Below are 13492 nucleotides of genomic sequence, written 5' to 3'. Positions count from 1 at the left end.
CTGCCGGGCCCGTTACTGGAACACCTGCGCCATGGATGAGCTGCACGCTCCCTTCGCTCGCTTCGGCCTGCTGCAGGCCCAGGATGAACGTGACTGGGACGGACCCTTTCCGCTGCCATCGGTGCTGGCGCGCTTCTACGTGCAGGTCGGGCCACTGGGGCGCGAGATCAACGCCAGGGTTGGCCATGCCGGCATCACCATCCCCGGGCTCGAGGTGTGGGTGCCACCGCTGCAACGGCTGTGGCGCCATCAGGCCGGTTACCGCTGGAACGGCATCAGCGGCGAGGCGATCGAAGACTGGCCCGCCAACTGGCTGGTTGTGGCCGATCTCGGCGCCGATCCTTTCATCCTCGACCTGGACGATGGCCGCGTGCTGTTCGCACGACATGGCTGTGGACGATGGGAGCAGGACACACTTGTCGACGACCTGCCGACCCTGATGGCCATTCTGGCCGCGGCCGGCACTGTGTATCTGGAAGCCGGAGATGATCTCTACAACGATGACGACGGCGGCGGCATCCGCGCCGAATACCAGGAAGCTGCCGTGCAGGCAGTGGCCCGGGTGCTGGGCGACCGCCTGCAGGCCGAGGCCTTCATCGAGACGTTGCTGGGGTGAATCCACGCATGGCGTGGATCTACTTTTCGAAGCGCTCCATCGCCTTGCTGATCAGCGCACGCGCTTCGGCGGCGTTGCCCCAGCCGTTGAGTTGCACCGGGTTGCGCCCCGTCGGCAGGTCCTTGTAGACCCGGAAGAACGCCTCGATGCGCTGGCGCTCGATCTCCGGTAAATCCTGCAGATCGCGGATAGTGGCGTAGGTCGGGTCGACCTTGTCGGTCGGCACGCCGATGATCTTCTCGTCGCGCTCACCGCCGTCGATCATCTTCAGGTAGCCGATCGGCCGGAAGCGCACGATCACGCCCGGATGCAGCGGTTCGCGGGTCAGCACCAGCGCATCCAGCGGATCGTTGTCACCGGCCAGGGTGCGCGGCATCGAGCCGTAGTTGGCCGGATAAGCCACCGGCATCGACTGGAAGCGGTCCACATGCACCAGACCGTCTTCCTTGATCTCGTACTTGGTGAAGCTGCCGGCCGGAATCTCCACCGCCAGATTCACCTCCTGCGGGGCCTGCTTCGGCTGCGCCACCAGGAACGGATGCAACACGGTATCGGCAGCGGTCACCGCACTGGCCAGCAACAGCAGGGCGGCACCGATGGCAGCGAGAGGAACGATGCGACGGGGCGCGTTCATATGCGTCTCCTCATTCCCAGCAGCGGTCGGCACGCCCCTTGGCGGTCTGCGCGCGCGGGCAGTCGCGTGGCGTGATGCGGCCTTCGGTCAGCTCCGTGCGCAGCTTGCTACCGTTGGCATCGCGGCGCAGTTCGAAGGCGTCGTAGAGACGACCGGTCACGGTGCGTGCTTCATAGCGCAGGTGCTGTGGGTCGATATTCAGCACCTGGAACAGCTGGGTGTCCTCGGCCACCGGATCCATCGTCCTGCGCGCTTCGTCGGAAAGGCGGTACTGCTTCGGCCCGGCCACGGTCACCACGTACTGCGGCGTCGCGGCCTGTCCTTCGCCACGACGGCCGTAGGTATGGTCGTGACCCTGCAGCACCAGATCAACGTTGTGGCGGCGTACCACCGGCAGCAGCACGTCACGCAGCGCGGCGTTCTCACGCCCTTCGCGCGGCGAATAGAACGGCTGGTGCAGCAGCACGATGGTCCACGGCTGCGGATTGCCGCTCAGTACCTTGTCCAGCCACTGTGCCTGTGCCTTGGCGGTGCCCAGGTCGAGGGCCGACGTGCCATCGACCACGGCCACGCGCACGCCCTGCGCATCGAACCAGTAGCTGGTCTGCTGTGCGGCGCTGGCGCCATTGCCCGGCAGCGCGAACGTGACCGGCCAATGCTTGCCCAGCACGCGGCGTTCCTGCGGGGTGTCCTCGAATTCCTCGAAGTACTCGTGGTTGCCGATGGCCGGGGCCACCAGGGTTTCCTGCGCCAGCCAGCTGGTAGCAGCAAACCACTCGCCCCACTCGCTGTCATCCATGTTGTCGCCACCGCTGACCAGGTCGCCGGCAAACAGGCTCATGCGCGCCTGCGGTGCAGCCTTCTGCGCGGCACGCACCACCCGGCTGACGTGGCTGACGTTCTTGTTCTGGGTATCACCGAAGTACAGCAGGGTCAGCGGCTGGTCGGCGGCGGCCAGCGTACGCAACTGGTTCCAGGCGCTCCAGCTGCCATTGCCTTGCACGCGGTAGACGTACTGGGTATCCGGCTGCAGGCCGCTGATGTCGGCGCGATGATGATGCGACAGACCGTTCTCGGTCTGCAGCGCACGGGTCGTTGCGCGCACCTGGCGGATGCCCTCAATGGCCGGCGAATCACCGCCGAGGGCAATCTCCAGCAGCGGTGCCTGCACGCTGCCGTCGGTACGCCAGGCCACGGCGAATCCATGGCTGGGGTCGACCGCCGGCGAGGCGACGATGCGGTCCGGCACCGTCGTCGCTGCGTAGTGGCGACTACCCGCCGGCACCTGGGTATTCGGTTCGGCCGCTGCGAACGACAGCGACGGCAGCGCCAGCAACAGGCCCAGCGCCAGCGTACGCATCACGCACTGCCCGCTCATGCACCACACTCCAGCGGCAACGCCAGCTGCTTGGCGATGCTCTCCCAGTCGAAGGCCACCACACCCTGGTCGTCGTGCACGGCATACAGCGCACCGTGCGGGAAGCGCGCGCTGGGTTGCCGCATCATCCAGATGCCATCGGTGTTGGCCACGGTATTGCCCTGGAACGCGCCGACCGGCTTCAGCGTGTGGCGGTCGAACAGGTGGAACACGCTGCGCTGCTTGCCCTGTTCGGTGGTGATCCACCATCCGTCCTTGCCACAGGTGCGCAGGGTCACGCCTTCGGCCTGCGCCTTGAACACATCGCGGCCGAACGTGGTGCCGGTGAAGCGGCCCGCCAGGGTATAGACCTTGAACTCGCTGGCGTAGCTCTCGTCCTCTTCCGCAATCAGCAGGCGGTCGTTGTCCGGATCGCCCCAGATCGACTCGACCACGCGCAGCGCACCGGCCGCGGTGGTGTCACCGATGCTGGCCACCAGCTTCGCCTCGACCTTCGCACCGTCGCGGGTCACGTGGTACTGGCGCACGCGCTTGTCCAGCTCGGCCAGCGGCGGCAGGATGTCACGCCCCTGCGCATCCTCGCCGTTGTCCCAGGAGTCGGTGACGTAGACGCTGTAGCCATCGGCACGGCGGTCGACCCACAGCCCGTACGGCTTGCGCAGGTCGTCCGCAGCGAAGGTCGCCAGCGGCGCGAAGTCCGGCAGGCTCAGCACCTGCACGCGGTGATTGTCGCGCTCCACGATCCACAGCAGGTCGTCGGTCACCGCGATGCCGTTTGGGCGGTCGAACTGCCCCGGTGCGGTGCCGCTGCTGCCCACGTCACGCAGGTGCTGGCCGGTGCTGCCGTCGTAAACCACCAGCTTGTCGGTCGCCTTGGCCGTGGCGATCAACCACAGCATGCCATCCGGAGCGCGCCAGGCCGCCGGCGAATCGATGTTGTCAGCCGGGGTCATCGGCGAAAGGAACGCCTCGGCGATGGTGGTCACCGTGCGCTCGCCGCTGGCCTTCGCTGGCGTCGCGGCCATGGCAGGATCGTTGCCGGCGGACGGTGTGCAGCCGGCGGCCAGTGCAACGGCCAGGGCAGTGATGCCACGCGCCATCACAGTGCCACCTTCAGGCCCAGCGCATAGGTGCGGCCATATTCTTCCATCTGCAGGGTGCGCGAACGCGTGCCCTGGTACAGCTCCAGCGGCTTGTCCAGCAGGTTCTGCGCCTCGAAGTACATGCTCACCCGCGGGGTGAACTTGTAATCCAGCGAGAAATCGAGCTGGGTGTTGGGTGCAACATAGATGTCGAACGCGCGGCCCTTGCCGATGCTGTCCAGGTACTCGCTGCGGTATACGGCCGCCAGGCGCGTGCTCACACCGTACTTTTCATAGCCGATGTGTGCGCTGTAGACATGCTTGGAGGCGCGCGGCAGCGTGAAATCCTCCCCTGCACGGTCCTTGATGCCGGCATCGAATTTGGTATCCAGCCAGGTGCCACTGGCACCGACCAGCAATCCATCCAGCCCGGAAGGCAGGAAGGCCAGCTGCTGCTGCCAGTTGAACTCGGCACCACGCACGGTGGCCTTGCGGCCGTTGATCGGCTGGGTCACGTCGAAGCCGCCGTAAGCCGGGTCGTTGGTGCGCACGGTCTCCACGATGTAGCCGTCGATGGACTTGTGGAACAGGCCCAGCGAGACGATACCGGTGCTTCCGATGTACTTCTCCACCGACAGGTCGATGTTCTTCGACTCGTACGGGTCCAGTTCCGGATTGCCCAGGCGCACTTCCTCGTCACCGCGGCTGTAGCCCACGCGCGGTGAAATGTCACCGAACGAGGGGCGCGATACGGTCTTGTTGGCCGAGGCACGCAGCACCCAGTCGTCTGCAGCGTCATAGCGCAGGTGCAGGCCCGGCAGCACGTTGGTATAGCTGCTGTTGGCCACGCGCGGGGTGACGGTGAAGCTGCGGCCGTTGGCGGCCACGTCCACCTGGTTGCCAACCGCCTTGAACTGGGTGTTTTCCACGCGCACGCCGCCAATGATACGCAGCGCGCCCACGTCCCAGGTACCCATCGCATAGGTGGCGAAGATGTCTTCGCTGGCAACGTAGTCCTCTTCCAGCGATGTCATCGCGTTGCCACCGGCATCCTGCGGGCGGGCGCTGTACTGGCCACCGTTGGCGGCCCAGAAGGCGCGCATCGCGGCCGAATCCATGCCGTCACCCAGGTTGCCGTGGCGGTGTTCGGGCGAGGAGGTGCTCCAGCTCGACAGCGCCACCTTCGGGCCGACGCGCAGTTCGCGCTCGTCCACATTCACGTCGCGGTCGCGCCAGCGTCCCAGCAGGCCGAACTTGATGCTGCTGCTGTCGCCGTCGAAGCGTACGTTGACCTGCGCGCTGTGCTCCTTGTCGTTCACCTGCTTGGGCGAGAGTACGAAGCGGTCGAACGCATAGTTGCTGTTGTCCAGCCACTGCGGGTTGTCGAAGCTGTAGCTGGGCAGGCGGCTGCGCTGGTCAAGCGTGCCGTTGAAGGCCTTGCCGTTGAGCTTGAAGCGCGCCTCCATCTCGTCGTTCACCCGCTCCTCGGTGCGGGTGTAGCCGATCCGGTAATCGACCACGGCGTTGGTCAGCTTGTTCTCGCCACCGAGACTGGCCGCGAAGGTGTTTTCCTTCTTGGTGCGGTAGCGCATGCGCTTGTCGATCGAATCCTTCGGCATGCCATCCAGGCGGTACTGGTCAGTGCCGGTCTTGACCATCTTCGCGTCATCGAAGTTGAAGATCACGCGCTGGCGGGTCTCCGCATCGTCGAACTGGCTGTAGAGCGTGCGCAGGTAGTACTTGCTGTCGTCGTTCGGCCGCCAGTCGAGGTTGAGGTTGGCACCGATGCGCTTGCGCTCGATCTCGTACTTGCGGTGCTGCAGGTTGATCGCGGTCACGTCACCGGGGGCGGCATCGTCCTCGCCGTCGTACTCCACTTCGGTGTTGTCCGACTCGAACCGGCGCTTCTGGTAGTTCACGCCCAACGCCACGCCGAACGTGTCGTTGAACACTTCGCTGTAGTTGAAGGCGGCCTTGGGGCTTGTCTCGCCGGACAGCTGCTGGTGGCTGCCCTCGATCTTGCCGCGCAGGCTGCGACCGTCGCGGTCGAAGGCCGAGGCCGATTCCACCAGCACCGCGCCGCCGATGGCATCACCGGGCATGTCCGGGGTCGGCGACTTGACCACGCGCAGGCGCTCGGTGGAGTCGGACGGGATCACGTCCAGCGGCGCGGCACGGCTGGAATCCTCCGGCGTGCCGACCGCGATGCCATCTACGCTGACGCTGTTGAGGTTGGCGTCCAGGCCACGGATGACCACGAAGCGGCCTTCGCCCTGGTCGCGGGTCACGCTGATGCCCGGCAGGCGCTGCAGCGACTCGGCCACGTTCTTGTCCGGATACTGGCCCAGAGCATCGGAGGACACTGCGTCTTCGATGGCGTCGCTGCTGCGCTTGAGGTCGACTGCGCGGATCTGCGATTCGAGCTGGGCACGCACCTCGATGCGGTCCAGGTCGACTGCATCCGACGCCACGGCGCCGGTGGCGGCTACCGCCTGCTGCCCGGCGGCCTGCAGCGGTGCTGCGGCCCCCATTGCCAGGGTCAGGGTGATGGCAACGGCCAACGGAGTCTTGATATGCACTGGGAATCCCCATTCCTGTTAAGAATGGGTCTGCACGGTATGTCCGCAAGGTTGCATGGCCGTGACATGCGTCTGCACATTTCGAGTAACACCGCTCCGGGCCAGGTTTGGGTTCGGCCCGCCAATCCGGCAAAATGGCGCCCTCTCTCCTTCTCCCCCCTTCCGACCATGAAGATCGTCGAAGTGCGCCACCCGCTGGTGCAGCACAAGATCGGCCTGATGCGCAACGCTGCGCTCAGCACCAAGGACTTCCGCGAGCTGGCCAACGAGCTCGGCACGCTGCTGGCCTATGAGGCCACCGCCGACCTGGATACCGAGCCGCACACCCTGCCCGGCTGGGCCGGCCCGGTCACCGTGCAGCGCATTGCGGGCGCCAAGATCACCGTGGTGCCGATCCTGCGCGCTGGCCTGGGCATGCTCAGCGGCGTGCTGTCGCTGATCCCGGCCGCCCGCGTCAGCGTGGTCGGCCTGCAGCGCGATGAGGAAACCCTGCAGCCGGTGCCCTACTTCGAGCGCCTGACCGGCCGCCTGGAAGAGCGCGACGCGCTGATCCTGGACCCGATGCTGGCCACCGGCGGCACGCTGATCGCCACCATCGACATGCTCAAGCGTGCCGGCGCCCGCCGCATCAAGGGCATCTTCCTGGTGGCCGCGCCGGAAGGCATCGAAGCGGTCAAGGCCGTGCACCCGGACGTGGAGATCTACACCGCAGCCGTCGATGCCCAGCTCAACGACAAGGGCTACATCCTTCCGGGCCTGGGTGATGCCGGTGACCGCATCTTCGGTACCCGCGTCGGCTGATCCGGCGGACCGGTGTCGGATCCCTTTCGCAGAAAGGGATCTGACCCCAAGCGCTGTACTACAGGCCGGCGGCGAACGCTTCCAGCTGGCCGATGACGGTGTTCCAGCCGTCGAAGAAGCCCAACTGCTCATGCTGGTCACGCAGGGCCTTGTCCGGGTGCATCACCCGCGCGGTATAGCGGCAGCCCTGCCCTTCGTCCTCCATCGTGATGATGGCGGTGAAACCCAACCACGGTGACTGCGGCCGCCAGCCCGGGCCGAGCATCGAGGTGAACACCAGGCGCTGCTGCGGCACGATCTCCAGGAAGCTGCCCGGGTTGTCACTGCTGCCGCCGTCGGGGCCCTGCATGAAGGTGTGGAAGGCCCCACCGGGGCGCAGGTCGAACGCTCGCACCTCGGTGGTCCAGGGCTTCGGGCACCACCACTGGCGCAGCAGTTCCGGATCGGTCCAGGCCCGCCACAGGGCGGCACGCGGTGCATTCAGCACGCGGCTGATGACCAGATCGGTGTCAGGGTTGTTGCCTGCGTCTACGGCCATGGGCCTGCTCCTGTCGGTGAAGGGTTTCGACGAAATCGACCATGCGGTCGGCACGCGCTTCCCATGCGGCACGCTGCCCGGCCAGCCATTGCTCGGCCTGGGCCAACCGTTCCGGCACCAGTTCGCAGGTGCGTACACGTCCCTGCTTGTGGCTGCGCACCACGCCATTGCGCTCCAGCACGGCCAGATGTTTCATCAGCGAGGGCAAGGCCATCTCGAACGGCTCTGCCAGCGTCGACACCGTGCGCGGCCCCTGCCCCAGCGCGGCTACGATCGCGCATCGGGTGGGGTCGGCCAGTGCCTGGAACACGTCTTGGATGGCGGGATCATACTTACCCATATGGCTAAGTAATACGCCGATCTGAATGCCGCTGCAAGCAAGCGCGGCCGGGGCATGATTCTTCACGTGGTCTTGCCGTGTGGAAGCGAATGCTCCGCGCACCCGCCACCGCTTGGAGTGCTGTCGATGAAAGCTTCTTTCCTGCTGGCCGCTGTCCTGCTGGTCAGCCTGCCCCTGGCTGCCAACGCCACCACGCCGCAGCAGCAGCGCATGGCCGAATGCTCGGCCAAGAACAAGGGTTTGAAGGGTGATGCCTACAAGACCGCACAGAGTTCCTGCCTCAGCGGCCATGCCGCCGACACCAAGCCTGTCAATGCGCAGCAGGAACGCATGCGCAAGTGCAACGCTGACGCGGGTGCCAAGAAGCTCGCCGGTGATGCGCGCAAGACCTTCATGAGCAGCTGCCTGAAGGCGTCGTAACGGTCGCGACCGGGAAAACAATACACGCGTGGCGTGGATCCACGGGCATCAGTGAATGGCCGGGCAATGCCCGGCCATTTCATTACCCCAACGCGCGCGCCTTCAGTTCACCCTGCTCGTGCATGGTCACGAAACGACCCTTGTCATCGCGGCCCAGCTGCGCCAGTGCCACCTGCGGGTCGTGGGTGAAGAACAGCCGCACGTTGCGCGCCAGCTTGTCTTCGAGGAACTGCCGCTTCTCGTCGATCAGCAGCTCGGCGTTGCGGTCATAGCCCATGGTGATCGGCACGTGCACCCATGAACGGCCGGGAATCAGGTCGGCGCAGAACACCACGCCGCCATGCGGCCCCTCGCCGGCCTGCGCATGGCCGACGATCTCGGCCAGCATCAGCCCCGGTGTGTGCCCGTCGCTGTAGCTGAAGCGTACGCTGCGCCCCAACGCCTTGGAGTATTCACCGTCCACCACTTCCAGACGGCCACTGGCCTGCAGCAGGCCGGGCAGTTCCGGAATGAAGCTGGCGCGGTCGCGCGGGTGTGGCTGCACGGCGCGCTGCCAATGCTGCGCGCCGACCACGTAGGTTGCGTTGGGGAACAGCAGTTCCGGCTCGCGACCCTCGCTCCACGCCGCCAGCAGGCCACCGGCATGATCGAAGTGCAGGTGGCTGAGCACCACTACGTCGATATCCTCGTGCTCGAAGCCGGCTTCGCGCAGCGAATCGATCAGCACGTGCTGGCTTTCCTGCACGCCATAGCGCTCGCGCATGCGCGGATCGAAGAACGCGCCGATACCGGTTTCAAACAGCACGGTCTTGCCTTCCAGCGGGCTGGCAAGCAGTGCACGGCAGGCCAGCTCGATGCGATTGAGCTCGTCCGGTGCCGCCCATTTTTCCCACAACGCGCGCGGCGCGTTGCCGAACATCGCGCCGCCGTCGAGGCGCTGCGAGTTTCCACGAATAGACCAGAGTTTCATGCGTCGATTATCGGCGCCGGCTCGTTAAATAATCGCTAGGAGGAAAACAGAAAACCCCACCGGCAAAGGCGGGGTTTCGGTAATCGGCCAGATTGCCGGCCAACGGCCGGCACGACCGGATCAGTGTGCCGGTACGACCTGGGCACTGCCCACCGGATTGCGCGGGTCGCTGCCGCCGAACAGTTTGTTGGCCTTGCGGTCCCATTCCACGGTCTGCAGATTGCCCCACACGTGGCTGGAACCGCGGCCACCGGCGGCAACGTCGCCCGGCAGGTCGATCTTGTGACCCATGGCCTGCAGCTGCTTCACCGTCGCCGCGTCGAACGCATCGTCCTCGGCTTCGATCAGGTCCGGCAGCCACTGGTGGTGGTAGCGCGGCAGCGCGGCAACCTGCTGCGCGTCCAGGCCGTCGTCGTAGCCCAGGATGCCCAGCAGCACCATGGTGATGATGCGACTGCCACCGGGGGTACCCAGCACCACCACCTTGTCGGCGTTCTCCATGAAGGTCGGCGTCATCGAGCTGAGCATGCGCTTGCCCGCCTTCGGCGCATTGGCTTCATAGCCCATCACGCCGAACGCATTGGGCGTGCCCGGCTTCAGTGCGAAGTCGTCCATCTCGTTGTTCAGCAGCACGCCGGTGCCCTTGGGAATCAGCCCCGAGCCGTAAAGCAGATTGACGGTCTGGGTGGCGCCGACACGGTTGCCGTCACGGTCGATGATCGAGAAGTGCGTGGTTTCGTCGTCTTCCAGCGGCGTCGGGTTGCCCGACAGCAGGTCGCTGGGCGTGGCCTTCTCCGGATGGATGGTCGCGCGCAGGCCCTGTGCGTAATCCTTGCTGGTCAGCACCTTCTGCGGGATCTGCACGAAGTCCGGATCGCCGAGGAAGAAGGTGCGGTCGCGGTAGGCGCGACGCATCGACTCCACCACCAGATGGGTGCGATGTGCCGGGTCCATCTTCTTGATGTCCCAGCCTTCCAGGATCTGCAGCATGCTGGCCAGCGCGATGCCGCCGGACGACGGCGGCGGCGCGGTGGTGATCTTCCACCCGTTGTAGTTGAACACGATCGGCTCGCGCTGCTTCACGCGGTAGCCGGCCAGCTCTTCAGAGGTCCACTGGCCGCCGGCCTGCTTCACGCCGGCCAGCAGCAGCTTGCCGGTCTGGCCCTTGTAGAAACCATCGAAGCCACCCGCGGCCAGTCGCTCCAGGGTCTGTGCCAGTTCCGGCTGCTTGAACAGGTCGCCGCTGGCGATCGGCTTGCCGTTGCGCAGGTAGACCTCACGGGTGCCGGGGTAGCGTTCCATCACTTCGCGACGCGAGGCATAGCCCTTGGCCATGCGGTCGTACACCGGGAAGCCTTCGCGCGCGATGCGGATCGCCGGCTGCAGCGAGGCCGACAACGGCAGCTTGCCGTGCTTGGCCGACAGCTCGACCAGCGCCGCGGGCAAGCCGGGAATACCGGCCGACCAGGCGCCGTTGACCGAACGATCACGGTCCAGGTTGCCCTGCTTGTCGAGGAAGGCCTGCGGAGTTGCCGCGGCCGGTGCGGTCTCGCGTGCATCCAGCATCACGTCCTTGCCGGTGGCCGCGTCGTGCAGCAGGAAGAAGCCGCCGCCGCCCAGCCCGGAACTGATCGGCTCGACCACCGCCAGCGTGGACGACACCGCCACCGCGGCGTCGAAGGCGTTGCCGCCCTGCGCCAGGATGTCGATGCCGGCCTGGGTGGCCAGCGCGTGGCCGCTGGCAATGGCTGCGCCGTCGGGGCGCTCGGCACGGGCCGGGCTGTCGGCCCAGGCCATCGGGCTCAGCAGCAGGCCGAGCAGCAACAGGGGGCGGACGATCAGCGTCTTCATTCGGATGGGGGCTCCGCGTAGAGTTCGGGGTGATCGTGCTGCAACTGGCGCAGCTTGGCCAGCAGCTGGTCTTCCGTTTCCACGATCTCCGGATCCGGGTCGATGCACTCGACCGGGCAGACGACCACGCACTGTGGCTCGTCGAAATGACCCACGCATTCGGTGCAGCGCGCAGGGTCGATCACGTAGATGGTTTCACCCATCGCAATGGCCTGGTTCGGGCAGGCCGGCTCGCATACGTCGCAGTTGACGCAGAGCTCGTTGATTTTCAGCGACACGGCGATACTCCTCGCCCGCGCCCTGGGACAAAGGACCGGCCAGCGCGGGCGCGCGGGCCGGTCAGGTCATCAGCGGCGCCCTTGCAGGACGCCGCCCGGGCCATGCCGGAGCATGGCCGCCATGGCTCGGTATTACTTGGCTTCGACGAAAATGTACTCGGCACCGGTCGGCTGGATCGCAGCCTGTACGCGGGCGTTGTCGGCCGACTGGCCGATGAAGACGACGCGCACGCCCTTCATCGAATCGGGCGACACGTCCTTGAAGACGGCCTGGATCATGTCAGCCATCTTGCCCGAGGCCGACGAACCGAAGGCCAGCATGTTGCCCGGCTGCACGCCACGGGCCACGGCCTGGGTCGCGCTCTCGGTCTGGCGCTCGTACTTGGCCTGGAAGTCCGGGTCCGACTCCGGCGAGAGGTAGTACAGGAACGGGCTGTTGGTGATGTTGCCCATGTTCTGGATGGCCACTTCCTGCAGGTACTTCTTCCAGCCTGCATCGTCGTCCTTGGACGGAGCGACCAGGGCCTGCTTGGCCTCGTCGACCGGAGCGGCCTCTTCCTTCTTGCAGGCGGTGAAGGCCAGGGCCAACGAAGCGATCAGCATCGCGCGCATGGTGGTGTTCATGGGTTTCCTCCCGGAATGGTGCGTGGTGTTGTACGTAATGGGGTGCGGGTACAGCAGGGCTTACGACTGTGCAGCCTTCGCTTCGCGGACCTTGCGCAGGGCTTCGAGCACCGCGGCCGGCACGAAGCCGGACACGTCGCCGCCCAGGCGCGCGATCTCGCGGACCAGCGAGGACGAAATGAAGCTGTGCTGCTCGGCCGGGGTCAGGAACAGGGTCTCGACCTCCGGAATCAGATGGCGGTTCATGCTGGCCATCTGGAACTCGTACTCGAAATCGGACACCGCGCGCAGGCCGCGCAGCAGCACCCCGCCCTGGACCGAACGTACGAAATGGGCCAGCAGGGTGTCGAAGCCGATGACTTCGACGTTGCCGTGGTGGCCCAATGCGCCACGTGCCAGCTGCACGCGCTGCTCCAGCGGCAGTGCCGGTCCCTTCGACGGGCTCTGTGCCACGCCGACCACGACCTTTTCGAACAGTGGTGCGGCCCGGCTTACCAGGTCGATATGACCGTTGGTGATGGGGTCGAACGTGCCGGGGTAGACGGCAATGCGGCGGTTGGCCACGGTCATGGGCGGATGCAGATGTTCAGATGAGGTCAAAGTGTAGCAGTGGCGCGGCGGTACAGGGCAAAGCGCACCTCACGGGTGCCGCCCTCGCGGTGCAGCAACCAGTCCGGCGGCAGCATCGGCACGTGGCCGGCCGGCGATTCCAGGTACAGCCAGGCATCGGCAGCCAGATGCCGCGGCAGCTGGGCCAGCACGTCCTGCCACAGGCCATCGGCGAACGGCGGGTCGATGAAGACCAGGTCGGCCTGCTGCGCCTGCGCCCCTTGCAGCCAGCGCAGGGCATCGGCCTGCACGACGGTGACCTGCTCGGAGGCCTGCAGCTTGGCCACGGCCGCGGTCAGATTGCGTCCCAGCTGTGCGTCGCGCTCGACCAGGGTGGCGTGGGCGGCACCACGCGAGACCGCCTCCAGGCCCAGCGCGCCGCTGCCGGCGAACAGGTCCAGCACCCGCGCGCCGCCCAGCCTGGGCATCAACCAGTTGAAAAGGGTCTCGCGCACGCGATCGCTGCTGGGCCGCAGCCCCGGCAGGGTCGGCACCGGCAGACGGGTATTGCGCCAGCGCCCGCCGATGATGCGGACCTGGCCGTCATTGCCCCCACGGCCGCTCATCGGCGCCCCCGACGGGAGGTATTCGAGAAATTCAGCATGAGCGGGATTGTAGTTCGGCCGGGCTTTGCCCGGCACCCGTCGAAGCCACGGCAACGGCCGAAGCAACGGCAAAAGCCGGCTATCCGTGGGTTGGCGGGGTGGGTCCGGTCGAGGGGGACGCTGCAAGTACGTCCATGTAAGCTCGGTCGCCGCATCCATGCGGCTCA

At 66.3% G+C, this 13492-nt stretch carries 15 protein-coding genes; 3 read left to right on the top strand and 12 right to left on the bottom strand.

The annotated features are described in order from the left end of the window. Positions 1–31: 31 nt before the first annotated feature. On the top strand, positions 32–616 hold the full coding sequence (locus tag R1H25_RS15530; protein WP_154348869.1) for a hypothetical protein: 585 nt from the start codon (positions 32–34) through the stop codon (positions 614–616). Positions 617–635: 19 nt separating this feature from the next. Here R1H25_RS15530 and R1H25_RS15525 read toward each other — a convergent pair whose 3' ends face one another. The 4 genes from R1H25_RS15525 to R1H25_RS15510 are packed head-to-tail and all read right to left on the bottom strand — an operon-like array spanning position 636 to position 6241. Continuing rightward, positions 636–1250: an inorganic diphosphatase gene (locus R1H25_RS15525; protein WP_317224040.1), complete on the bottom strand. Its 615-nt coding sequence runs from the start codon at positions 1248–1250 to the stop codon at positions 636–638. 10 nt (positions 1251–1260) lie between these two features. Next, on the bottom strand, positions 1261–2610 hold the full coding sequence (locus tag R1H25_RS15520; RefSeq protein ID WP_317224056.1) for a metallophosphoesterase family protein: 1350 nt from the start codon (positions 2608–2610) through the stop codon (positions 1261–1263). Positions 2611–2624: 14 nt separating this feature from the next. After that, entirely contained in the window at positions 2625–3728 is a 1104-nt protein-coding gene (locus R1H25_RS15515; RefSeq protein WP_317224039.1) for a phytase, read from the bottom strand. Continuing rightward, positions 3728–6241: a TonB-dependent receptor gene (locus tag R1H25_RS15510; RefSeq protein WP_373695569.1), complete on the bottom strand. Its 2514-nt coding sequence runs from the start codon at positions 6239–6241 to the stop codon at positions 3728–3730. Before R1H25_RS15510 ends, R1H25_RS15515 begins: the two co-directional genes overlap by 1 nt. A 216-nt stretch (positions 6242–6457) precedes the next feature. On the opposite strand from R1H25_RS15510, the gene upp reads away from it, so the two are divergent. Next, positions 6458–7090, top strand: a complete 633-nt coding sequence (upp, locus tag R1H25_RS15505) for a uracil phosphoribosyltransferase (RefSeq protein ID WP_057499348.1) — start codon at positions 6458–6460, stop codon at positions 7088–7090. 58 nt (positions 7091–7148) lie between these two features. On the opposite strand, the gene R1H25_RS15500 is transcribed toward upp, so the two are convergent. Both R1H25_RS15500 and R1H25_RS15495 read right to left on the bottom strand, forming a co-directional pair. Beyond that, entirely contained in the window at positions 7149–7628 is a 480-nt protein-coding gene (locus tag R1H25_RS15500) for an SRPBCC family protein (protein WP_197593743.1), read from the bottom strand. Further along, positions 7600–8034, bottom strand: a complete 435-nt coding sequence (locus R1H25_RS15495) for a metalloregulator ArsR/SmtB family transcription factor (protein WP_317224037.1) — start codon at positions 8032–8034, stop codon at positions 7600–7602. Before R1H25_RS15495 ends, R1H25_RS15500 begins: the two co-directional genes overlap by 29 nt. 60 nt (positions 8035–8094) lie before the next feature. Between R1H25_RS15495 and R1H25_RS15490 the strand changes: the two genes are divergently transcribed. Further along, entirely contained in the window at positions 8095–8388 is a 294-nt protein-coding gene (locus R1H25_RS15490) for a PsiF family protein (protein WP_049446255.1), read from the top strand. Positions 8389–8470: 82 nt separating this feature from the next. Here R1H25_RS15490 and R1H25_RS15485 read toward each other — a convergent pair whose 3' ends face one another. The 6 genes from R1H25_RS15485 to rsmD all read right to left on the bottom strand — a co-directional run bounded on the left by R1H25_RS15485 (position 8471) and on the right by rsmD (position 13286). Beyond that, positions 8471–9358: an MBL fold metallo-hydrolase gene (locus tag R1H25_RS15485; RefSeq protein ID WP_317224036.1), complete on the bottom strand. Its 888-nt coding sequence runs from the start codon at positions 9356–9358 to the stop codon at positions 8471–8473. Positions 9359–9478: 120 nt separating this feature from the next. Then, positions 9479–11209, bottom strand: a complete 1731-nt coding sequence (ggt, locus tag R1H25_RS15480; RefSeq protein WP_317224035.1) for a gamma-glutamyltransferase — start codon at positions 11207–11209, stop codon at positions 9479–9481. Continuing rightward, complete coding sequence (locus tag R1H25_RS15475; protein WP_004153175.1) at positions 11206–11487, bottom strand: YfhL family 4Fe-4S dicluster ferredoxin; 282 nt, start codon at positions 11485–11487, stop codon at positions 11206–11208. Before R1H25_RS15475 ends, ggt begins: the two co-directional genes overlap by 4 nt. A gap of 132 nt (positions 11488–11619) precedes the next feature. Continuing rightward, complete coding sequence (locus tag R1H25_RS15470) at positions 11620–12111, bottom strand: hypothetical protein (protein WP_004153167.1); 492 nt, start codon at positions 12109–12111, stop codon at positions 11620–11622. Positions 12112–12171: 60 nt separating this feature from the next. Beyond that, positions 12172–12681: a pantetheine-phosphate adenylyltransferase gene (gene coaD, locus R1H25_RS15465; protein WP_005409091.1), complete on the bottom strand. Its 510-nt coding sequence runs from the start codon at positions 12679–12681 to the stop codon at positions 12172–12174. Positions 12682–12707: 26 nt separating this feature from the next. Next, positions 12708–13286, bottom strand: coding sequence for a 16S rRNA (guanine(966)-N(2))-methyltransferase RsmD (gene rsmD, locus R1H25_RS15460; RefSeq protein ID WP_049446249.1), 579 nt, complete (start codon positions 13284–13286; stop codon positions 12708–12710). Between the last annotated feature and the right edge of the window lie 206 nt (positions 13287–13492).

This window comes from Stenotrophomonas veracruzanensis (assembly GCF_032911525.1).
In the GTDB taxonomy this organism is placed as follows: domain Bacteria; phylum Pseudomonadota; class Gammaproteobacteria; order Xanthomonadales; family Xanthomonadaceae; genus Stenotrophomonas; species Stenotrophomonas africana.
This window is presented reverse-complemented; position numbering and strand designations above follow the sequence as displayed.

Excerpts from the sequence above, each read along its gene's own strand:
- coaD (WP_005409091.1), bottom strand. The coding sequence starts at position 12,681 with ATGACCGTGGCCAACCGCCGCATTGCCGTCTACCCCGGCACGTTCGAC.
- R1H25_RS15470 (WP_004153167.1), bottom strand. The coding sequence starts at position 12,111 with ATGAACACCACCATGCGCGCGATGCTGATCGCTTCGTTGGCCCTGGCC.
- R1H25_RS15530 (WP_154348869.1), top strand. The coding sequence starts at position 32 with ATGGATGAGCTGCACGCTCCCTTCGCTCGCTTCGGCCTGCTGCAGGCC.
- R1H25_RS15515 (WP_317224039.1), bottom strand. The coding sequence starts at position 3,728 with ATGGCGCGTGGCATCACTGCCCTGGCCGTTGCACTGGCCGCCGGCTGC.
- upp (WP_057499348.1), top strand. The coding sequence starts at position 6,458 with ATGAAGATCGTCGAAGTGCGCCACCCGCTGGTGCAGCACAAGATCGGC.
- rsmD (WP_049446249.1), bottom strand. The coding sequence starts at position 13,286 with ATGAGCGGCCGTGGGGGCAATGACGGCCAGGTCCGCATCATCGGCGGG.
- R1H25_RS15520 (WP_317224056.1), bottom strand. The coding sequence starts at position 2,610 with ATGCGTACGCTGGCGCTGGGCCTGTTGCTGGCGCTGCCGTCGCTGTCG.
- R1H25_RS15525 (WP_317224040.1), bottom strand. The coding sequence starts at position 1,250 with ATGAACGCGCCCCGTCGCATCGTTCCTCTCGCTGCCATCGGTGCCGCC.
- R1H25_RS15485 (WP_317224036.1), bottom strand. The coding sequence starts at position 9,358 with ATGAAACTCTGGTCTATTCGTGGAAACTCGCAGCGCCTCGACGGCGGC.
- R1H25_RS15490 (WP_049446255.1), top strand. The coding sequence starts at position 8,095 with ATGAAAGCTTCTTTCCTGCTGGCCGCTGTCCTGCTGGTCAGCCTGCCC.
- ggt (WP_317224035.1), bottom strand. The coding sequence starts at position 11,209 with ATGAAGACGCTGATCGTCCGCCCCCTGTTGCTGCTCGGCCTGCTGCTG.
- R1H25_RS15510 (WP_373695569.1), bottom strand. The coding sequence starts at position 6,241 with ATGGGGGCCGCAGCACCGCTGCAGGCCGCCGGGCAGCAGGCGGTAGCC.
- R1H25_RS15500 (WP_197593743.1), bottom strand. The coding sequence starts at position 7,628 with ATGGCCGTAGACGCAGGCAACAACCCTGACACCGATCTGGTCATCAGC.